Genomic DNA, 21,209 nt, shown 5'->3' on the forward strand with positions numbered 1-21,209 from the left:
TTTACTCTTTCTTATCTCTACGTCGGATCAAACTCTTTCTCCGTACATTTATCTTTTTTACATTAATGTCTTCTTCTGAAACAGACATCTTTGGCACTGCCTTAACATAATAATAATATTCATCATCCTCAAATTGCAAATTCTCCACTCTGGAATAATCAATAACCGAGCGGAAGAACTGAAGCACTTCCAATATCACTACGGACAGGATAAAAGATAGGATGCTATCAAGAATAGAAGTTCTGATCTCCATTAAAAAGCTTCCGTATAAATAGATGACCGCGTATATGATCCCTCCCAACGGGATGGATGCCTGCCATGCATAATTAAACTTCATCCGATACATCTGTCCTGCCACCAATGCGGTAATCACAAAGCAAAACAGATATAAAATCATCTCTTTATTGGCCATCATGGAATCTAGAACCATCTGATATAATGGCTGTGTATTCACACTCTTGGTCATTTCCAGTATAGCACGGTCCAAACTGGTAGAAAAGAAATAGATCATAATTCCCATTAACATCGGAGGAATTCCTAAAGGACCAGCAAAAATCCCAACAAAAATTGGCACTAATGCTGAAAGCTTGGTAGGCAGCAAAATAACCGTCAAAATTGCCACATAACCAAACCGAATAAAATTCCGGTTATAAATAATATAAAAAAGCAATAATGCTGCCGCCATCAGTAACATGATATCCATGGATACCTTTAACAGATTCAGGATACAGATTACACCAAACACCACATAGCTATACGAAAATGGAATAAACACACAAATCAGGGATGCCGCTGCCATAATAGATGGCTGCCGCAGAAAAGCAGAATATCCCATAAGCCCATTGATGCTTTGTATCATGATCATAGCTGCAACAAATTTACCAATAACACGAAGAATCAGATTTCTTTTATTTATAAACGAATTCACTTTTTCCCTAAAAATCAATAGTTTCTCCATCTAATTCCTCCTCAATTCTATCTTCTAGTTTCTCCTCTTTCGGATTGGTAATATTCTCTTCCTCCAATTCATACATAAAATGAAGTTTTGCAAGATTCTTTTTATAGGCCCGTACTCTGGGCCTTGCATCCAGATATCTCTGCTTCGCCCTTCCTCTCACAATCATGCCTTCTAAAAAAATAAATAATAAATATGCTACAACAAACAACAACATATACTTTCGAAACTGATGATTATTGACAGCTTCAATTACTTTATCCATCATCAACAAAAGGATAAAGCCCAGTGCAGCACAATACACAATAGTATTGACAATGACGGACTTAACAACTTCCATCTTCATATATTCATTTATATGAAAATGGCTGATTTCTAAATCCATCTTTCCTTTTCCCGATTCATAAATTGCCATCTTTGTCATAAGTTTTACTTTTTCTTCATTGACCATATGATTCACTCCTTTTAGAATCCGGTTTCTGAGACATAGCTAATCTATAATATTATATCATTAATAATTTCCATTTTCAATTATTTATAAAAAGGCAGAATAGTCACTACAACAAGGACCAACGATTACCGCAGATACGATATTCGTTGGCCCAGTTATTCTTCATTTATTCTTCTACTTTTCCACCTTCTACGACCACACTATCAATATCAACTTCTTTTCCATAAACTGGTTCCAAAGTTTCTTTATAATCTTTATGGAAGAATTCTTCATCTGCCAGACTCTCAATTTCCTTATTGATCCAATCTTTTAAGGTATCATTTCCTTTTGATACTGCTGGTGCAATGGTATCTGTATTACCTAAAGACGGAATTCCAACAGAATATCCATCATTCTGTAATGCCCATGCAAGAACTTCTGTATTATCCGTAGAAAGAGCATCTCCACGTCCATCTAATAATGCATTATAAGCTTCTGTATACTGGTCAAATTTCACTAATTCTACATCTGGATAATTTTCTTCAAAATAAGTTTCTGCTGTTGTTCCCTTTGCAACGATCAATTTTTTGCCATTCAGATCATCTGGATCTGTAATCAGCTTATCGTCAGGAGATACTACACCAAGTGCTACTTTCATATATGGAAGTGCAAAATCAACTTCTTCCGCACGTTCCTTTGTTACTGTAAAGTTCGCAAGGATTACATCTACTTTTCCAGTCTTTAAATATTCTACACGGTTGGCTGCTTCTGTAGACACGTATTCAACCTTTACTCCCAAATCCTTAGCCAGTCGTTCTGCAAAATATACATCATATCCCTGATAATTTCCATCTTCGTCTACATAGCCAAATGGATTCTTATCGCTGAATACACCAATTTTAATGGTTCCATCCTCTTTGATCTCATCCAATGTACGATAGACTTCTTTATTAGAGCTTTCTTTCTTTGTATCTTCTGATTCAGAAGAACCGCCACATGCAGTAAATGCAGTCACGGCCAATACAAGTGTTAATAGTAATGCAATGATTTTCTTTGTCTTTTTCATATTTACCCTTCCTTTTCTTCAATATTAAATGTAAATGTATTCAAAAACCGGCGTGCCCGCTCGGTCTCTGGATTTGTAAAAAATTTCTCTGGTGTACCAGTCTCTACAATATCTCCTCCATCGAAGAATACTACTTTATCCGCAACTGCACGTGCAAACTGCATCTCATGGGTCACGATAATCATTGTAGAACCGCTTTTTGCCAGTTCCAGCATAACATCCAGAACTTCCCTTACCATCTCTGGATCCAAAGCTGCTGTCACTTCATCAAATAACATGATTTCCGGATGCATGATCAGTGATCTTACAATTGCCACCCTTTGCTTCTGTCCTCCAGAAAGCTGTCTTGGATATGCATCCTTCTTATCCAGAAGCCCTACTCGATCCAATAGACGTTCCGCTTCCTGAATCACTTCTTTTTTTTGTTTTCCCTGAGCCTTCAGTGGCCCTAATAAAATATTATCAATGACAGACATATGTGGAAACAATTCATAGCTTTGGAAGACCATTCCAATCTTCTGTCTTACCTGTGTCCACTTTGTCTTTTCTGCCGTAATGACTTGTCCATCCAGAATAATTTCGCCTTGTTGTATGGATTCTAATCCATTCAAACATCGAAGAAATGTACTTTTTCCACAACCAGATGGTCCAATGATCACGACCACCTCGCCCTTCTGGATCGTCATGGATATATCTTTCAGGATTGGTCCGTTTCCATAATCCTTACTAAGATTTCGTACTTCTAATACAACTTCTGATTTTTCCAAATATATTCACCTCAATTCTTCCATCTCTTTTCCAGCCTTGTGGCCAAAAGAGAAATCGGCCAGCACACGATAAAATATAGGAAAAAGATGGTTCCATAAATCCAGAGAGCAGAATCCGGTACCGTATATCGGTTCGCCTCAATGATCTGTTGTGCTACCTTCATGACCTCAATAACTCCAATCAAAACGATCAAAGATGTGGTCTTAATCATTCTGGTAGTCAGATTGATGGCCAGAGGTATCAGTCTTCGCAATGTCTGTGGAATAATGATATAACGATAAATCTGTATACCAGAGAGCCCAAGCGCTGCTCCACTTTCATACTGATGCTTTGGAATAGAGATTAAGGCACTTCGGACCAAATCTCCCATTTCTGCTGTTCCCCAGAGGGTGAATACGATGACTGCTGAAAGCTCACCAGAAAGATTGATTCCAAAGGATTTTGTCAATCCAAAATATACTAAAAACAGCAGTACCAGCTGTGGCATAATTCGGATAAATTCTAAATATATCTTACTAACTGCCCTGGTAATTGGATTTTTCAAAGTCATGACCATTCCCAGCAAAATTCCAAATAGAATAGAAAGGATCACTGATATTAGCGAAATCTTAATGGTCACCCATAAACCGATCAACAATCTTTCAAAGTTATTTCCCATGAACAAGACTCTAATTCCCAAATCCTGCATATCTAAGCCTCCTTTCCAGCACAGCTGCTATGATGGAAATCGGAAGCAGCAAGATCAAATATGCAATGACCAGCATAAATAATGCTTCATCCGTTTTATAGTGCAAACCGATCAGATCCTTTGCCACATACATCAGGTCTGGCAGTGCCACTACGCTAAATACAGAGGTCTCCTTGATCAAAAATATCACATTGGCACAAAGTGCCGGAACGGATATGGAAAGTGCCTGTGGAAATACAATATACTGCATCACCTGTCTATGACTGAGTCCTATGCTGAGTCCTGATTCTAACTGAGTCCGGTCAATGGCTTCTAGTCCACTTCGAAATGCTTCCGCCATATAACTTCCACCTAAAAAGCTTAGTCCCAGTATGGCACATGCCTCTGAAGACCAACTGACTCCGATTTTGGGCAATCCAAAATATAAGAAAAATAATTGTACCAGCAATGGTGTATTTCTTGATAATTCTATGTAAATTCCTGTCACGCTTCGTAACACAGGTACTTTATAATATTGAATCAGTGAACAGATCAGACCTACTGCCAGAGAAAGTAAAATCCCAATCACACCTAACCGAAATGTCAATTTGGCTGCTTCTATATATAAAGGTACCTTTTCTACCATATACGCAATATCCAATTTCTCACTTCCCTTCCACCAATATTCCTATATCCATATAGGAACAATAGGATTATTTCCATAAAAAGAGACGCTGCACAAAAGTACCACGTCTCTATCATAATAACTCCTGTTTCTAAGATCGCAGATATTTTTTAAATATAATACATCCCCTGTTCATAATTACAGTAATCCAAATAATCATCTTCCAGATCGGCAAGAGTTACATTGCCTAATATACGATCCAGTTCCTGATTCACCTGATCAACTACCAGCTTCTGGATAGCTATCGAGATGCCCTGTACCTGATCTTCTTCAAAGACCTCCTCATCTTCAAGGTGATATGTGCCTTCCAGGATCTTCAGGATATCTGCCACCGTAATCTTCTCCGGAGCATGATTGAGCAGGTACCCTCCCTGTGGCCCTTTGATGCTTTTTACGATTCCTGCCCGGCGAAGACTGGCAAATACCTGTTCCAGATATTGGGGTGAAATATGATTTCGTTCCGCAATGCTGCATAATGATACATGTTCGTTTTTAGAATTTACGGCCAAATCAATCAATGCCCGTAAACCATATCTGCTCTTTTTTGAAAATTTCATAATTACCCCCATTCACAGTTCTTATAAAACGGCTTTAAATGCTTCATCCAGATCCTGAATAATATCATCAATGTGTTCTGTACCAATAGACAGACGGATGGTATTTGGTTTGATTCCCTGATCTAATAACTCTTCTTCTGTGCACTGGCTATGTGTTGTTGTTGCAGGATGAATCACTAAGGATTTTACATCTGCCACATTCGCCAATAAGGAGAATAATTCCAGATTATCGATGAAGTCTTTTGCCTTCTGTGCATCTCCTTTAATTTCAAATGTAAAGATGGAACCACCTCCATTTGGGAAATACTTCTTGTATAATGCCTGCTGACTTTCATCATCAGATACGGAAGGATGATGCACTGCCTCAACCTGAGGGTGATTATTCAGATATTCTACAACCTTTAATGCATTTTCTACATGACGTTCTACACGAAGAGATAAAGTTTCTAATCCCTGTAAGAAGAAGAATGCATGGAAAGGAGAAAGTGTTGCTCCTGTATCTCTTAACAGAATCGCACGAATTTTTGTAACAAATGCTGCTGGTCCTACTGCTTTTGTAAAGCTGATTCCATGGTAGCTTGGATTTGGTTCTGTTAAGGATGCAAACTTACCAGATGCTTCCCAATCAAATTTTCCACTGTCTACGATCACACCACCGATGGTTGTTCCATGTCCACCGATGAATTTAGTTGCAGAATGTACAACGATATCTGCTCCATATTCAATCGGTCTTACCAAATATGGTGTTGCAAATGTATTGTCTACTACTAATGGAATCTTATGAGCATGTGCAATCTGTGCAACCTTTTCAATATCCACAACATCAGAGTTTGGATTTCCAAGAGTCTCAATAAAGATTGCTTTTGTATTTTCCTGAATTGCTGCTTCTACTGCATCATAGTCAAAGATATCTACAAAAGTAGTTGTAATACCATACTGTGGTAAAGTGTGTGCTAACAAGTTGTAAGATCCACCATAAATATTCTTTGCTGACACAATATGGTCACCACTCTGTGCAAGGTTTTCCAATGCATATGTGATTGCTGCTGCTCCAGATGCTACTGCTAATGCTGCAACCCCTCCTTCCAAGGCTGCAATTCTTCTTTCAAAGACATCTTCTGTTGGGTTTGTCAGACGTCCATAGATATTACCGGCATCTGATAAACCAAAACGTGCTGCTGCATGATCACTGTTGCGGAATACATAAGAGGATGTCTGATAAATCGGAACTGCTCTTGCATCCGTAACTGGATCTGCTGTTTCCTGTCCTACGTGTAGCTGTAAAGTTTCAAATTTTAAATTTCTATTTTCTCTTGTAATTTTTTCACTCATTACTCTTACCTCATATTCTTTCTTTTCTTCTCTGTCCTTTGTATCAATCTGAATCTATTCTTATTCTGCAAAAAGTGGTGTGGAGTAGTATCTATCTCCAGTATCTGGAAGCAATGCTACGATTGTCTTTCCTTTGTTTTCTGGACGTTTTGCCAACTGGATCGCTGCATACAGTGCTGCTCCTGAAGAGATACCAACCAATACACCTTCTGCTTTTGCTAATAATTTTCCTGTTTTAAAAGCATCATCATTTTCAATAGGAAGAATCTCATCATAAATCTTCGTATTTAAAACATCTGGTACGAATCCGGCTCCAATTCCCTGGATTTTATGAGGACCACCCTTTCCTGTAGAAAGAACTGGAGATCCTGCTGGTTCTACTGCCACAATCTTCACATCTGGATTCTGAGATTTTAAATATTCTCCAACGCCAGTAAGTGTTCCACCAGTACCAACACCTGCTACAAAGATATCTACCTTTCCATCCGTATCCTTCCAGATTTCTGGTCCGGTTGTCTCTTTATGGATTCTTGGATTTGCTGGATTGACAAACTGTCCTGGGATGAAACTATCTGGAATTTCTTTTGCCAGCTCATCCGCCTTTGCAATGGCTCCCTTCATTCCCTTTGCTCCTTCTGTTAAAACCAATTCTGCTCCATAAGCTTTTAAGATGTTTCTTCTTTCTACGCTCATAGTCTCTGGCATGGTTAAGATTACCCGATATCCTTTTGCTGCTGCAATAGCTGCAAGACCGATTCCTGTGTTACCTGAGGTTGGTTCAATGATAACAGAACCTTCTTTTAATTTTCCGTTTTCCTCTGCATCTTCGATCATCGCCTTGGCAATTCTGTCCTTTACGCTTCCTGCTGGATTAAAATATTCAAGCTTTGCAAGAACAGTTGCTTCCAATCCTAATTCCTTTTCTACATTTGTTACTTCTACCAGTGGTGTATTACCGATTAAACCGAGTGTTCCTTTATATACATTTGCCATAATTGATTCCTCCTATATTTTTATTAACCCTATCAATTTACTATGTTTTAACGATAGGCTTATTATATTCCCATATCTCATATTTGTCAACTGGGTTTTTAAATTTTTTTCAACTTTTCCTATTGGAATACTAGTATATAGATTTTTCCCCCTTGCAAAAGGCCGGAATTGATATTCTATTCCAAATGATGTAAAATTAGATTAACGTAATGTATTTATTTTTATACAAGGAGGTATTTGGGTTATGAAGAAAATTATCAATGCAGTAGATCAGGTCGAGAATCAGATGATCGAAGGTATGGTCAAAGCGTATCCTCAGTATCTAAAGAAGTTAGACTGCGGTAATGTAGTCGTGCGTTCCAGCAGAAAAGAAGGCAAAGTAGCATTGATCAGTGGCGGCGGCAGCGGTCATGAGCCAGCTCACGGGGGTTATGTTGGCGAAGGAATGCTGGATGCAGCAGTTGCCGGAGCAGTTTTTACTTCTCCAACTCCTGATCAGATTTATGAAGGAATCAAAGCAATTGCCACCGATGCAGGAGTTCTGATGGTAATCAAGAATTATACTGGTGACGTTATGAACTTTGAAATGGCCAGAGAAATGGCTGAGATGGAAGGCATCAAGATAGAACAAGTCATCACTAACGATGATGTTGCTGTAGATGGAAGCCTTTATACCGTAGGAAGACGAGGCGTGGCCGGTACTGTTTTCGTCCACAAAATTGCAGGTGCATTAGCTGAAACTGGAGCTTCCTTAGAAGAAGTAAAGGCAGTGGCGGAAAAGGTCATTGACAATGTACGCACAATGGGAATGGCCATTCGTCCATGTACCGTTCCTGCTGCAGGTGTTCCTGGCTTTGAGCTTTCTGATGATGAGATGGAAGTCGGAATCGGTATTCATGGAGAACCTGGTACCCACAGAGAACCACTAAAATCTGCAGACGAAATTACAGATATGCTGTTAGATAAAATTTTAGCAGATATTGATTATGCCGGAAGTGAAGTTGCCGTTATGATCAATGGCTCCGGTGCGACTCCTTTAATGGAGCTCTTTATCATCAACAATCGAGTGGCTGATGTTCTGGCAGAAAAAGGTATCCAAGTTTATAAGACTATGGTTGGGGAATATATGACTTCTCTGGAGATGGAAGGCTTCTCTATCTCTCTTTTAAAACTGGATGATCAGTTGAAGGAATTACTGGATGCAAAGGCAGATACTCCAGCATTAAAGGCATAAGCAAAAATCAGGCTTGAAAGGAGCGATTTTCAATGGACAGTAACAAAGTACTGGAAACAATCAAAGCAATCGGAGATAAAATTGACGCAGAAAAAGATTATTTGACAGAGCTTGACAATATTATTGGTGATGGAGACCATGGCATTAATATGGCCAGAGGCTTTCAGATGGTAGAGAGTAAACTTCCTTCTTTAGAAGGAAAAGATATCGGAACTATTTTAAAGACGGTAGGCATGACCCTGGTATCTACTGTAGGAGGTTCTTCCGGACCATTATATGGAACTGCTTTTATGAAGGCAGGAATGGCTATGGCTGGTAAAATGGATATGGACTTGAATGATTTTCTATCCTGCCTGGACGTTGCCATTGAGGGGGTAAAGATGCGTGGGAAATCCACACAGGGAGAAAAGACCATGCTGGATGCCATGATTCCTGCTCTGGATGCTATGAGAACAGCTACAGAAAATAGTTCCGATTCTAAAACAGTTCTTGCTGCTGGAATCGAAGCTGCCAAAGCCGGTGTAGAATATACTAAAACCATTATTGCCACCAAAGGACGTGCAAGCTATATTGGTGAACGAAGCTTAGGCCATCAGGATCCAGGTGCTACTTCCTTTACTGATATTTTAGAAACCATTGGTTCCGCTTTATAAGAGTCAAGGAGAGAGAGCATGGTAGGAATTGTAATCGTATCTCACAGTCAGAAGCTGGCAGATGGTGTAGTGGATCTGACAAAGATCATGGCAGATGGTTGTCCCATTGCAGCAGCCGGAGGCATGGATGATGGAGGCTTTGGCACCAGCTATGAGAAAATCATGATGGCAATTGAAGAAGTCCACGGCACAGATGGCGCTATTATCCTAATGGATATGGGAAGTGCAGTTATGACTACCGAGATGGTGTTGGAAGATTTAGGATATGAAGACGTAAAAATGGTTGACTGTCCGATTGCTGAAGGTGCCGTTGCTGCTACTGTTGCTTCCATCAGTGGCAGAAGCCTGGACGATGTGATACAGGAAGCTCAATCAGCCGTACATACATCAAAGCTTTCCTAAACAACCTAAATTATTAATATAAAACGATGAGACTCTATTCTTTTTAGTTCTCATCGTTTTTTGTTCCTTTATCTTCTCCATCGACATGAGCTAGAAACTACGGGGTTTGTGGACTAAATGAAGAAGAAAATTTCTTCTTTGCCGCACTCCGTTTCTTCACACGAATATGGGAGAAGCCAATATACTACAAAGAACGAAACCATTTCGGTAAAGCAATCTGCGGAGGAGCTTACATGTTTTCTCAGGCAGAAAATCTTTGGCAAAAGCGATGCTTTTGGTCGTCCATAAGGACAAATGGCTGGAAGCTTGCTTACATAGCCATTTGTCCCTGGACGAGGGATAAGATTTTCGTCTGTCATGGTGTAGAAAAAAGGAAAACATGTATCAGATTTGGAAGCTCCGTAGCCTGATTGCTGACCGGAATGATTTCGTTCTGACACATTATCCCATAGTCAAAGAAACCCGCATTTATCATCATACCAGAATACTTATACTTTCTATAAGTTCAAGTTCTTTTCTTTATAATCCTTTGCCAGAGCAGCAAGTGTGATACCGTCTGCATAATCATTGATCACTTCTCTCATTCCTTCCCAGAAGGACAGTGTCGGACATTTACCACACCGAACACAACGATTAGGATAATCCTCAATGCAGGCAACTGGTGAGAGGCTCCCTTCGGTTGCTCTCAAAATCTCACCTGCTGTATATTCTTCTGGATTCTTTGCCAACATATATCCTCCGTTATTTCCCCGAAAGCTTCTCACATATCCAGCCCTCGTCAGAAGTGGCATAATCTGTTCCAAGTATTTTAACGTAATCCCCTCTCTTTCAGCGATATCCTTCAATCTCACACATGATCCATTCTCATAAACTGCCAGATCGATCATAATCCTTAAGGCATAACGGCCCTTTGTTGATATCTTCATCCTTCGTTCCCCGCTTTCTCCATAAAGTACATAAAATATGATGGCTGAGTCATATGAATCCTCAGCCACTCTCTTTACTACTATTATGATAGAGAATATCCTGTCCGTCAAGTTATTTCCCTATTTTTCCGATAGAAAAAGTCTATCCTTTTACTTTATTTCGTATCTTGCGCCTTGGTTTAATGTCTCTTTATCCATATGATAAATTGCATCAATGATTCGGTTTCGATAGGTTGCATTGACAGGTATCTCCGTCGCTGACCAGATCAATAGCACCAGTAACGGCTATGATACATCCTGCTTCTTTTGCAAAAAACTTTACAAATTGTATGGCTTCTGACAGATTTTCTTCTGTCACCGCATCTGCCACATCGTTAACGGTAACATAGTTGGTAATATTATGCACCAGTGGTGCACTATTTCTTACGTTTTCAATATAGGTTCCTAACATGATATATTCCTCCTAGGTTTTATAAATAATTTTCCTAATGCTTTTCTATCAGTCGAAAATAACTTCTATGGCACTCAAGTATGCCTTCTTTCCTCATCTTACTGATTTCCGCTGACATAGCACTCCTTTCCACACCAAGATAATCTGCCAGTCCCTGCCTGTCATAAGGAATGACAAATGCATCCTTTCCCTGCCTTCTGGCTTCCTGCAGCAGATACGCCATCAACTTTTCTTTTGTGCTCCGTTTTGCCAGAATCTCCATCTTTTGATTGAGATACAGATTTTTTCTCGCCACAATGCTGAGTAGATTTTCAACTAATATCCTATGGAATGGACAGGCATTTCTACAGGTCTTTAAAATTTTTTTACAATTAATCAGCATTACTTCACTATCCACAGTGGCATGAACGCTGACCGGCATTTTTTCAACCCCCGCACATGCGAAAGTTTCTCCAAAAAGCTCTCCTTCTCCTACCGTAGCTACAATAGATCGATTTCCATAGTAATCTTGTCTTGTAATCTGAACTGCTCCTTTCAGTACGATTCCAACAAAATCCGCCGGATCTCCCTCCATGAATATCGCCTGATTTTTCGAAATCTTTCTTACTTTTGTATTGAGACATTGCAGCATGTTCTCTAACTCTTCCGCTTCTATATGAACAAACAACGGACATGTCTTTAAAATCGAATCATAGATTTTCATATTTCTACCTTTCACATTCTTTATACATTTTTTTGATTTTGTTGGAATTCCAACATACATTTTACCACAAATATAATAAACTTAGCTTATCAAATGAAAGGAGTTTTTATTATGATTCGAAAAATTATTCGTATTGATGAAGAAAAATGTAATGGATGTGGTGCCTGTGCTGCTGCCTGTCACGAAGGTGCCATTGAGATGATAGATGGAAAAGCAAAGCTAACAAGAGAGGACTATTGCGACGGTCTGGGAGACTGTCTTCCTACCTGTCCAACAGATGCTATTTCTTTTGAAGAAAGAGAAGCACCTGCTTATAACGAAGCTGCTGTACTTGCTGCCAAAAAGCAAAAAGAAGCTGCTGTCCACAGCGGTTGTCCTGGAAGCCGCTCCAGAGCAATTCTTCATGCTCAAGAAGAATCCGAGGAAACCACCACGACGGTAACCAGCAGGCTTGCCCAATGGCCAGTACAGATCAAATTGGCACCGCTTCGCGCTCCATATTTTCAGAATGCCAACCTATTAATTGCCGCAGACTGTACTGCCTATGCATATGGTAACTTTCATAATAAATTTATGAAAAATCATATCACCCTAATCGGATGTCCAAAATTAGATGAAGGAAATTATGCCCAAAAGCTGACACAGATCATAGCCGGCAATGATATTAAAAGTGTCACCATCGCCCGAATGGAAGTTCCTTGCTGCGGTGGATTAGAACATGCGGTAAAACAGGCCTTACAGGCAAGTGGAAAATTCATTCCATGGCAAGTAGTGACCATCTCCACAGATGGCAGAATCTTGGAATCATAATTTAGAGGGGTACGTCTGATGATGTTACCCCTCTTTCCTTTTTTCCCAGACAAGTCACATGCTCTGTTCGAATATATTTTCAAAAATATTTTTGTAACTTTTCCTTTCCTAAGGTATTTCTATTGATTATAATAAAAATAAATATTCTATCAGGAGGTAACGGATATGGTTGATCCATCCATCAAATTTTGCAGTACTATCATGCGGTGTGATTCTATAAACCATTCCGCTTATCCCTCATTGCCTGATAATGTTACGTGTGGAATAATATCAGATGAATCAAATATTTTACAGAACAGGAGCTTACAGATATGAGAAAAAGCGTGAAAAAAAGAATGAATGAACTGTTAGAGATCCTGACAGTTGAACGAAAAATAGAAGTTACCGCTCTGGCAGAAAGACTGGGCGTATCCCAGGTTACCATTCGAAAAGATTTGGATGAATTGGAAGATAAGAAAATCGTAATTCGAGAGCATGGTTTTGCGATCTTGCGCAGCAGCGATGACATCAACGGTCGAATTGCTTACCATTACGAATCCAAAAAGTCCATTGCTCAAAAAGCTGCCACTCTCATTTCCAATGGTGATACGATCATGATCGAAAGTGGGAGCTGCTGTGCCCTTCTGGCAGAAACTCTGACAGAAACGAAAAAGGATCTTACCATTATTACCAACAGTGCTTTTATCGCTGATTTTATTCGAAAACGGGCAAATTTTCAGATTATCCTTTTAGGGGGAACCTACCAGCAGGATGCCCAGGTCATGGTCGGTCCCATGGTACGCCAATGTGCCCAGAACTTTTATGTACCATTGTTCTTTTTAGGCACAGACGGTTATTCCCAGAAAACTGGCTTTACCAATCAAGATCAAATGCGTGCTCAGGCAGTCCGCGATATGGCTCCCCAGGCAGAACAGATCATTATCCTAACAGAAAGTGAAAAATTCTCCCAGCATGGTATCGTTCCATTAAATTTACAAGAATACGAAAGAACGGTGATTACCGATAACCAAGTAAACGATACTATCGTAAAAGAATTAGAAGAACAGGGAATTGCTGTATTAACGGTTTGATAAATACGGGTTTTCTGGAATACAGATACAAGTGATGAGAACGGGGATATGGTCTATGAAAAAGTTTTCTTCTTTGCTACACTCCGTTTCTCCACACGAATATGGGAGAAGCCAATATACTACAAAGAACGAAACCATTCCGGTAAAGCAATCTGCGAAGGAGCTTACATGTTTTCTCAGGCAGAAAATCTTTGGCAAAAGCGATGCTTTTGGTCGTCCATAAGGACAAATGGCTGGAAGCTTGCTTACATAGCCATTTGTCCCTGGACGAGAGATAAGATTTTCGTCTGTCCTGGTGTAGGACAAGAGAAAACATGTATCAGATTTGGAAGCTCCGTAGCTTGATTGCTGACCGGAATGATTTCGTTCTCACACATTATCCCATAGTCAAAGAAACCCTTATTTATCTTCATTCTATAATCACATTTTTCGTACCACCCAACCTGGCCCATGACTCAAATTCTCCCATTTGTTCCTTTGTATAAAGCTTTGGATTTTCTTCAAAGCAATATTCCCTGTCAATCAGGTGATACTTTGCTTCCGCCAGAGGATTATAATTTAAGATCTCATAAGAAACTTCCGGATAAATACTGCTGATATAAGCAGAAATGTCCTGGATATTTTCTTTCACTGCTGTGATTCCAGGAATCATCGGCGTCCGAATGACAACGTGTTCTTTCTTTTCTGATCCCAGCAGAAGCTTTAAATTCTCCTTGATCCTTTTATTGGATACCCCTATATACTTCTGATGCTTTTTCTCATCTGCGATTTTAAAGTCTGCAAAGATATGGTCCAGATAAGGAAGTACTTTTTTCAGTACCTCCCCATCTGTATATAAAGAAGTTTCTATGGCTGTATGGATGCCTTCCTTTTTGCATTGCTTTAAAATCTCTAATGCAAATTCCCATTGGAACAGTGGTTCACCACCAGATAACGTAATTCCACCTCCATGTCGATAGAAAACCAGATCCTTTCGAATCTCCTGCATGATTTCTTCTACGTCACATTCTCTGGAATCCATCTCCAGAGCTCCTGCCGGGCACCAGTCAATGAGCCTCTCCCAATCTTCTTCTTTCTCTATATGAAGCTGGATGCTCCCTTCTTTTTGTTCTACTCCACCGTTTTTGCATTTCGCCACACAGGTGCCACAGTGGATGCACCGATTTTCAAAATGAAGAGGGCGTTTTTTTATAGAAATTCCCTCTGGATTCTGGCACCATGCACAAGCGAGTGGGCATCCTTTTAAAAATACGGTAGTACGAATCCCATCTCCATCATGGGTAGAAAAGCGACGAATATCAAATATTCTCCCCTTCATACTTAAATATCTCCATAACTTGTTCTGGCAATGATCTCATTTTGAAGCTCATCTGCCAGTTCTGTAAAATATGCTGTATAGCCGGCAACACGGACGGTAAGTCCTCTGTATTGTTCCGGATTCTCTTTCGCTGCGATCAAATCTTCCTTGCGAACAACGTTGAACTGGATGTGTGGAATTTCAAGGTCCACAAAGCTTCTTAAAAAGTTCGCAAATTTCTGAATACCTGCTTCATTTTTAAAGAATTCTGGAAGGAACTTCATATTCAAAAGTCCCCCATTGGTCGTTAAGTTCTTGTCCAGCTTTGAAACGGACTTTAAGACAGCTGTTGGTCCAGTAATATCACGTCCATATACCGGAGACATGCCTCCATCTGCCAAAGGTTCTCCTGCATAACGTCCATCTGGTGTTGCTCCTACATTCTCTCCCATTGGAACATGAGCAGATACCGTATACATCCCTGTATGATATGGACCTTTCCGATAATTCTGAAACGTACGCAGGCGTTCCTTAAAATATTCTGCCCATTTTGCTCCCAGTGCATCTACCCAGTCCACATCATTTCCAAACTTTGGTACCTTATTCAACATCATAGCACGAAGAATCTCATAGCCTTCAAAGTTTGCCGTTAAAGCATCTAAGAATTCCTTCTGACTTACCCTCTTTTCATCATATACCAGCTGTTTGATGGCAGCCAGACTGTCTGCCAGGTTTGCTACCTGAATCATCTGGATTCCAGACAAATTATATTTTGCTCCTCCTGCTGTAACATCCATCCCTTCTTCCATACAATTGTCAATGGATGCAGATAAAAATGGGGATGGCAATAAGTCAATATGAACCTTTTCCACTTCTTCACATGCCAGAATCATCTTATCCATAAAGTAATCGATCTGCTTTTGGAATGCAGCTTCTAATTCCTCAAAGGTCTGATAGTCTTCCATATTTCCAAAATCCGGAGCAATCTGTTCTCCTGTCAGAAGACATTTTCCACCCGTCATAGTGACCTCCAGAGCTTTATTCAAGTTAAACATAGCGGAATCGCTCCATCCCAGGTTATTTCCCTGTGTGGTCAGTTCCACACATCCAACGATCGCATAATCCAGAGCATCCTTTTCTTCGATGCCAAGCTCCATCATAGACGGAATGACTGCTTTATCATTAAAGAACTGAGGCATACCGCTTCCTTTTGCCACCGTTCGTACTGCTTCCTTTAATAATGCTTCTCCTGTTCCTTCATGAAGTCTGACAGACAAATTTGGCTGTGGAAGTCCAAGATGCTTTTGTGCTTCTAAGAATAAGAAGGATAAATCATTAGAATAATCATTCCCCTGCTCATCCTGTCCACCAATGGCAATATTAAATCCAATCGGAAAGCCCGCAAAGTATTTTGCTCCATGAGAATTTCTCATATATACGATTTCATTGAATTTTAACCACATACACTCTATGATTTCCAACGCATCCTGTCTGGTCAGTTTTCCTTCGGCCAGATCCTTTTCATAGAAAGAAATCAGGTGCTGGTCCAAACGTCCTGGTGAAAAAGAAGATGCATTGGATTCCATCTGAAGAATGACAAATAAAAACCAGGTAGATTGTACTGCCTCATGAAAGGTCTGTGCTGGCCGAATACTTAAATTTCTACAATTCTCGGCAACCTTTAACATCATCGCTTTCTTTTCCTCATCTGCTTCATGAGAAGCCATCTCTACAATCAAATCATGATAGCGAACCATAAAGTTTCTGGCTCCTTCCATAACCAGATCTACACTTCGATAAAAATCCTTCTTATCCTCTCTGCATGTCTTTAATTTTTCCTTGGCTTCCTTCTGCAATCCAGCAGGTCCCATAGCGAGCCATTTTTTACAATTTGGACAAATATGCCCCTGAGCATGATCCTTCTGATTGATTTTTACCACTTTTCCGATTTCATTGATTTCTTTTCCATATCTTTCATTCAACACATCCTCTAAGGATTTTCCTTCCCAATATGGTTTGATGACCTTGCGGAAGGTCTCAATATCCTCTGGATGCACATGGAACCTGTCCTGTGGTCTGGTTGGCAATGTTTCGAACTCTTTGTCTACCCATGTGCTCCCACTTTCTGGAAATACAACCCCGTAGCGGACCCCTGCCGTACGATTCCCAACGATCAACTCCTCTGCTTCCACACTGATCTGAATCTGCTCCAAAGCAGCTTTTAAGGATAATGCACGCTGAATGATTCTTGGCTGATGTTCATTCTGTTTATAACATTCTGTAATGATCAACGCCTGTTCAATGGATGCGTAACGAGGCTCTGATAACATCTTATCCTTCAAATACCCAATTCTATCTGTCTGAAATAGCATAACAATACTCCTTCCCATTATTCGTATTTTATTACTTTCCATTGTTATTTATTATTATAAATTATTTTTTATTGTTTTTCAAGTTATTTCTGTTCCGGTTTGAAATGTCTGATAGAGTTCGCTTTTTTATTAGAATCTATAAAAAAACTGTGAATGAAGGATGTGCACAAAAAAATGGCATCGTAGTTACGATCTTTCAATCGTTACTGCGACGCCATTTTTCTTATTTTTTATCAGTCTTCTACAGACATGCTTTGATGGTCTCCTTCATCTGATCTGCTGTCAATCCAAAGGCTTCCTGCAGATATTCAGCGGTTCCTACCTGTCCAAACTTCTCATCCACGCCAATGCGTTTTAATGGAACTCCAATATTAGATTCTGCCATTACTTCTGCTACTGCGCTTCCCAATCCTCCATAGATAGAATGATTCTCAATGGTTACTATCAACTTCTTTCCCTTTGCCTCTTCTAAGATCAATTGCTGATCCAGCGGCTTAATTGTAAACATATCAATAACTTGAGCAGAAATTTCTTCCTTTTCCAGATTCTTTGCACAATCCATAGCATCAGAAACCAGCTGACCAGCTGCAATAATCAGAATATCTTCTCCTTCCTTTAAGATATTTCCTTTTCCAATAGTAAAAGAAGATCCCTTTTGATATACATTTCTTACCGCCTTTCGGTTACCTCTCACATAATGGATTCCTTCCATGTTGGCAAATTCTTTTAAGATCCATTCCATCTGAACATCATCTGCTGCATCACAAACAATGGCTCCAGGTATCTCTCTCATCAAGGCAACATCCTCCCATGAAGTATGCGTTCCCCCATTGGCACCAACAGCAAATCCAGGATCAGATCCATATATATTGATGGTATTTCCTGCATAAGCTCCAGATAGATACAACTGATCGAACACTCTCCTTGTTGCAAATGGAGCAAATGTGTGTACAAATGGCTTAAATCCAGTGATGGACATACCAGCCGCCACGCCAATCATATTGGCCTCCGCAATCCCACACTGTACAAAACGGTCTGGATTACTTTTTTGAATTTTGGTGAAACCGCTAGCTCCACCTAAATCTGCTTCCAATGCTGTTACCTTATCATCATAAGACATGATTTCCTGAATTGTCTCTACAACACAGCTTCTTAATTCACGTCCTTTTTCCCGTGTATGTTCTGCTAACTGAAACATATTATCTGGCACCTCCTTCAATGAATTTCTGTAAATCCTGAATCGCTTTATGATTTGCCTCCAGAATTTCATCATGATTGAATTTTACAGAATGATTGCCGTCAAGCTGTTCAAAGTAAGGTACGCCAGCTCCTTTCACAGAATCAAGTACGATGCATGCCGCCTGATTTTTCACAAGCTTTGCATTTTCAATGGCCGCATCAATGGCTTCCTCATCATTTCCCTTTACTGTCTGTGTATGGAATCCAAATGCTTTCATCTTATCTGCAATGCTAAATGGATTCATAATCTCTTCTGTAGTTCCATCCAACTGCTTTTTGTTCTCATCAATGATGACAATACACTGATTTAATCGATAATGGGCAATATACTGGAAAGCTTCCCAGCATTGTCCCTCATTCAGTTCTCCATCTCCTACGATCAGATACACATACTGTCCGCTTCCCTTCATACGAAATCCTGTAGCAATTCCAGCTGCGGCCGAAGTTCCCTGCCCCAAAGAACCTGTTGTCATATCCACTCCTGGTGTCTTTAATCGATCTGGATGAGAAGGAAGATTGGTTCCGCCATCATTCAAGGTAAACAACCATTCTCTTTCAAAAAATCCATTTTCTGCAAGAGCGCTGTACCATGCTGGTCCAGCATGTCCTTTTGACAATACAATCATATCTCTGTCTTCCCATTTCGGATTTTTTGCATCATATCTTAACTGTTTTCCGTAAAGTACGCTCATTAATTCTACTATGGATAAAGAACCACCCATATGTCCATATCCACGTTTTTCCAACATTTCCAAAATATCTTTCCGGATTTTTGCTGAAAGGATTTTTAACTCCTGCAATTTTTGCTTTTCCATACTATATAAATCCTCTTGTCTATTTTTCAAATTCTGCTTTTAATTTTGTTTCCAATTCTGCTTTATCCATGATGTTATTTAAAACAACGACTCTTGGAAGATGCTTTACAAAGTTTTCAAGGTCTTTTCCTACCACAAACAGATCTGCTGCTCCTTCTGCTGCATCAGATAAAGAAGAATGTGTAACAGACACCCCTGAAACTCCGATTTTTTGTAATGTTTTTTCTACGTTCATTCTTACTAACATACTGGAACCAAGTCCGGAACCACAACAACACATAACAGATTTAATCATAATACTACCTCCTGATTTGTTTTCTTTTTCTTATTTCTAAATACTCCGGGAACTTAAACAGTTCCCAGAGCATATTTTTATGTTTTACGCTTCTTTTTTCTTAGGTGCAACTATGTTATAAATAATTGGCAATAAGAATAAGATTATACATACTGCAAATAATCCGCCACCTTTTACAAACTGTGCAATATTTCCTAAGATAATACCTGCGATAGAGAAATCTGCATCAGAGAATGTACAGTTTGCAAAGTTTAAAGATCCCATAACCGGCATACAGATAGCTGGAAGGAAGGTAATCAATAATCCATGGAGGAAAGAACCAACCAGGCATCCTTTTAAGCCACCTTCTGCATTGGCAAATACTCCGGCAGTTGCTCCACAGAAGAAATGAGGAATAACACCAGGTAAGATCAATGCTACTGGAATTAATGCTTTGTTAATTCCACCAAGAATAAATAAACCTACGATACCACCTAAGAAAGATACTAAGAATCCCATCAATACTGCATTCGGTGCATATGGGAATACAACTGGACAGTCAATGGCTGGTTTTGCATTTGGTACGATCTTTTCTGCAATTCCACGAAAAGCAGGAACAATTTCACCAATGATCAAACGTACCCCACTTAAGATAATATAAACACCACCTGCAAAGCTTAAGCCTTTGGTAATCGCCCATACTAACCAATGTGTCTGTGTTTCGCCCTGGAAGAACGCTGCAATGGTTGGATCACTCATACCATCTCTGATTACAACAGCTACAAAGGTTACGATAACAAAGAATACAGTCATGGTTAAACCAATGGCAACGGTCGTATCACGTAAGAAGGAAATTCTCTGTGGGAAATTTACTTCTTCTGTAGATTTGCTCTTTCCTTTAAATAACTTTCCGATCTGAGCTGCAAACCAGTATCCAAATCCCCCAAAGTGACCAAAACCAAGTTCATCGGTTCCTGTAATTTTACTCATTGTTGGCTGGCAGATTGCCGGAGAAATCACCATGATCAATCCAAGAATCAGTCCACCAGCAATCCATAACATTGGACCATTTAAGTTTCCTACATTTAAGATTACTGCCAGCATACAAGCCATATATAAGGTATGATGACCCGTTAAGAAGATGTAATGCAATCTTGAAAATCTTGCCAAAATAATATTGGCAACCATTCCGATACACATAATATATGCTGTATCACTTGCAAATTCTGCTAATCCTAAAGATACGATTGCTTCGTTGTTTGGTACAACCCCCTGCATGTTAAATGCATAGTTAAAAATTGTCCCAAAATCATTTAATGAGCCTGTCTGTAAGAAGCTCGCCCCTGCAGTCAGAACTAAAAATCCTACAATCGTCTTAACAGTTCCTTTTACTACTTCTTCTATCGGTTTTTTCTGTAAGATTAATCCAAATAATGAGATCAAACCTACTAAAATTGCAGGTGTTGATAAAATATTAATAATAAAACTCATTTTTATCCTCCTCGATATT

The 21,209-nt window shown here is 39.6% G+C and carries 23 protein-coding genes and 1 pseudogene; 5 read left to right on the top strand and 19 right to left on the bottom strand.

The features are described 5' to 3' along the window. Position 1: 1 nt before the first annotated feature. The 9 genes from BHF69_RS09090 to cysK all read right to left on the bottom strand — a co-directional run bounded on the left by BHF69_RS09090 (position 2) and on the right by cysK (position 7,453). Complete coding sequence (locus tag BHF69_RS09090) at positions 2–958, bottom strand: hypothetical protein (RefSeq protein ID WP_075670835.1); 957 nt, start codon at positions 956–958, stop codon at positions 2–4. Continuing rightward, positions 936–1,406, bottom strand: a complete 471-nt coding sequence (locus BHF69_RS09095) for a hypothetical protein (protein WP_075670837.1) — start codon at positions 1,404–1,406, stop codon at positions 936–938. The genes BHF69_RS09090 and BHF69_RS09095 overlap by 23 nt, the downstream gene beginning before the upstream one ends. Positions 1,407–1,572: 166 nt before the next feature. Further along, positions 1,573–2,451, bottom strand: a complete 879-nt coding sequence (locus BHF69_RS09100; RefSeq protein ID WP_075670839.1) for a cysteine ABC transporter substrate-binding protein — start codon at positions 2,449–2,451, stop codon at positions 1,573–1,575. 2 nt (positions 2,452–2,453) lie between these two features. Beyond that, positions 2,454–3,218 carry an amino acid ABC transporter ATP-binding protein gene (locus BHF69_RS09105; protein WP_075670841.1) on the bottom strand — a complete coding sequence of 255 codons (765 nt, stop codon included), beginning with the start codon at positions 3,216–3,218 and terminating at the stop codon, positions 2,454–2,456. An 11-nt stretch (positions 3,219–3,229) separates the two neighbouring features. After that, the gene (locus BHF69_RS09110; RefSeq protein ID WP_075670843.1) at positions 3,230–3,907 is read right to left on the bottom strand and encodes an amino acid ABC transporter permease; all 678 of its coding nucleotides are present in this window, start codon (positions 3,905–3,907) and stop codon (positions 3,230–3,232) included. Beyond that, positions 3,888–4,547 (bottom strand): amino acid ABC transporter permease, encoded by a 660-nt coding sequence (locus BHF69_RS09115; RefSeq protein ID WP_075670845.1) that lies wholly within the window; start codon positions 4,545–4,547, stop codon positions 3,888–3,890. The genes BHF69_RS09110 and BHF69_RS09115 overlap by 20 nt, the downstream gene beginning before the upstream one ends. Positions 4,548–4,681: 134 nt before the next feature. Next, positions 4,682–5,128, bottom strand: coding sequence for an RrF2 family transcriptional regulator (locus tag BHF69_RS09120; RefSeq protein WP_075670847.1), 447 nt, complete (start codon positions 5,126–5,128; stop codon positions 4,682–4,684). Positions 5,129–5,149: 21 nt separating this feature from the next. Beyond that, the gene (locus BHF69_RS09125) at positions 5,150–6,460 is read right to left on the bottom strand and encodes an O-acetylhomoserine aminocarboxypropyltransferase/cysteine synthase family protein (protein WP_075670849.1); all 1,311 of its coding nucleotides are present in this window, start codon (positions 6,458–6,460) and stop codon (positions 5,150–5,152) included. Between the two features lie 60 nt (positions 6,461–6,520). Then, a complete protein-coding gene (cysK, locus tag BHF69_RS09130; RefSeq protein ID WP_075670851.1) occupies positions 6,521–7,453 on the bottom strand; it encodes a cysteine synthase A in 933 nt (310 codons plus the stop codon). A 244-nt stretch (positions 7,454–7,697) separates the two neighbouring features. Between cysK and dhaK the strand changes: the two genes are divergently transcribed. Genes dhaK through dhaM form a run of 3 tightly spaced genes read left to right on the top strand, consistent with a single transcriptional unit; the run spans position 7,698 to position 9,742 of the window. Then, a complete protein-coding gene (gene dhaK, locus BHF69_RS09135; protein ID WP_075670853.1) occupies positions 7,698–8,687 on the top strand; it encodes a dihydroxyacetone kinase subunit DhaK in 990 nt (329 codons plus the stop codon). 32 nt (positions 8,688–8,719) lie between these two features. Further along, positions 8,720–9,340 (top strand): dihydroxyacetone kinase subunit DhaL, encoded by a 621-nt coding sequence (gene dhaL / locus BHF69_RS09140; protein WP_075670855.1) that lies wholly within the window; start codon positions 8,720–8,722, stop codon positions 9,338–9,340. Between the two features lie 18 nt (positions 9,341–9,358). After that, positions 9,359–9,742 (top strand): dihydroxyacetone kinase phosphoryl donor subunit DhaM, encoded by a 384-nt coding sequence (gene dhaM, locus BHF69_RS09145; protein WP_075670857.1) that lies wholly within the window; start codon positions 9,359–9,361, stop codon positions 9,740–9,742. Between the two features lie 497 nt (positions 9,743–10,239). Here the strand turns inward: dhaM and BHF69_RS09150 are convergent, their stop codons facing one another. From BHF69_RS09150 to BHF69_RS09160, 3 genes and pseudogenes are all read right to left on the bottom strand, one after another. Beyond that, the gene (locus BHF69_RS09150) at positions 10,240–10,668 is read right to left on the bottom strand and encodes an RrF2 family transcriptional regulator (protein WP_075671800.1); all 429 of its coding nucleotides are present in this window, start codon (positions 10,666–10,668) and stop codon (positions 10,240–10,242) included. Between the two features lie 150 nt (positions 10,669–10,818). Then, positions 10,819–11,041, bottom strand: a pseudogene (locus BHF69_RS09155) (hypothetical protein); the annotation flags it as partial. Positions 11,042–11,153: 112 nt separating this feature from the next. Beyond that, positions 11,154–11,822 carry a Crp/Fnr family transcriptional regulator gene (locus BHF69_RS09160; RefSeq protein WP_075671802.1) on the bottom strand — a complete coding sequence of 223 codons (669 nt, stop codon included), beginning with the start codon at positions 11,820–11,822 and terminating at the stop codon, positions 11,154–11,156. Positions 11,823–11,933: 111 nt separating this feature from the next. Here BHF69_RS09160 and BHF69_RS09165 point away from each other — a divergent pair, with 111 nt between their 5' ends. Both BHF69_RS09165 and BHF69_RS09170 read left to right on the top strand, forming a co-directional pair. Next, a complete protein-coding gene (locus BHF69_RS09165; RefSeq protein WP_075670861.1) occupies positions 11,934–12,632 on the top strand; it encodes an ATP-binding protein in 699 nt (232 codons plus the stop codon). A 311-nt stretch (positions 12,633–12,943) separates the two neighbouring features. Beyond that, a complete protein-coding gene (locus BHF69_RS09170) occupies positions 12,944–13,702 on the top strand; it encodes a DeoR/GlpR family DNA-binding transcription regulator (protein ID WP_202816995.1) in 759 nt (252 codons plus the stop codon). A 245-nt stretch (positions 13,703–13,947) separates the two neighbouring features. Here the strand turns inward: BHF69_RS09170 and BHF69_RS14175 are convergent, their stop codons facing one another. The 7 genes from BHF69_RS14175 to BHF69_RS09205 all read right to left on the bottom strand — a co-directional run bounded on the left by BHF69_RS14175 (position 13,948) and on the right by BHF69_RS09205 (position 21,190). Next, a complete protein-coding gene (locus tag BHF69_RS14175; RefSeq protein WP_158022574.1) occupies positions 13,948–14,115 on the bottom strand; it encodes a hypothetical protein in 168 nt (55 codons plus the stop codon). Next, the gene (locus BHF69_RS09180) at positions 14,112–15,020 is read right to left on the bottom strand and encodes a glycyl-radical enzyme activating protein (protein ID WP_075670865.1); all 909 of its coding nucleotides are present in this window, start codon (positions 15,018–15,020) and stop codon (positions 14,112–14,114) included. The genes BHF69_RS14175 and BHF69_RS09180 overlap by 4 nt, the downstream gene beginning before the upstream one ends. Positions 15,021–15,022: 2 nt before the next feature. Then, positions 15,023–17,371, bottom strand: coding sequence for a glycyl radical protein (locus BHF69_RS09185; protein ID WP_075670867.1), 2,349 nt, complete (start codon positions 17,369–17,371; stop codon positions 15,023–15,025). A gap of 241 nt (positions 17,372–17,612) precedes the next feature. Further along, a complete protein-coding gene (locus tag BHF69_RS09190) occupies positions 17,613–18,569 on the bottom strand; it encodes a transketolase family protein (RefSeq protein WP_075670869.1) in 957 nt (318 codons plus the stop codon). Position 18,570: 1 nt separating this feature from the next. Continuing rightward, positions 18,571–19,455, bottom strand: coding sequence for a transketolase (locus BHF69_RS09195; RefSeq protein ID WP_278276981.1), 885 nt, complete (start codon positions 19,453–19,455; stop codon positions 18,571–18,573). Further along, the gene (locus BHF69_RS09200; protein ID WP_083651192.1) at positions 19,445–19,720 is read right to left on the bottom strand and encodes a PTS sugar transporter subunit IIB; all 276 of its coding nucleotides are present in this window, start codon (positions 19,718–19,720) and stop codon (positions 19,445–19,447) included. The genes BHF69_RS09195 and BHF69_RS09200 overlap by 11 nt, the downstream gene beginning before the upstream one ends. Positions 19,721–19,804: 84 nt before the next feature. Then, a complete protein-coding gene (locus tag BHF69_RS09205) occupies positions 19,805–21,190 on the bottom strand; it encodes a PTS ascorbate transporter subunit IIC (protein ID WP_075670875.1) in 1,386 nt (461 codons plus the stop codon). Positions 21,191–21,209 lie beyond the last annotated feature (19 nt).

This window comes from Anaerostipes sp. 992a, assembly GCF_001940245.1.
Classification (GTDB): domain Bacteria; phylum Bacillota; class Clostridia; order Lachnospirales; family Lachnospiraceae; genus Fimousia.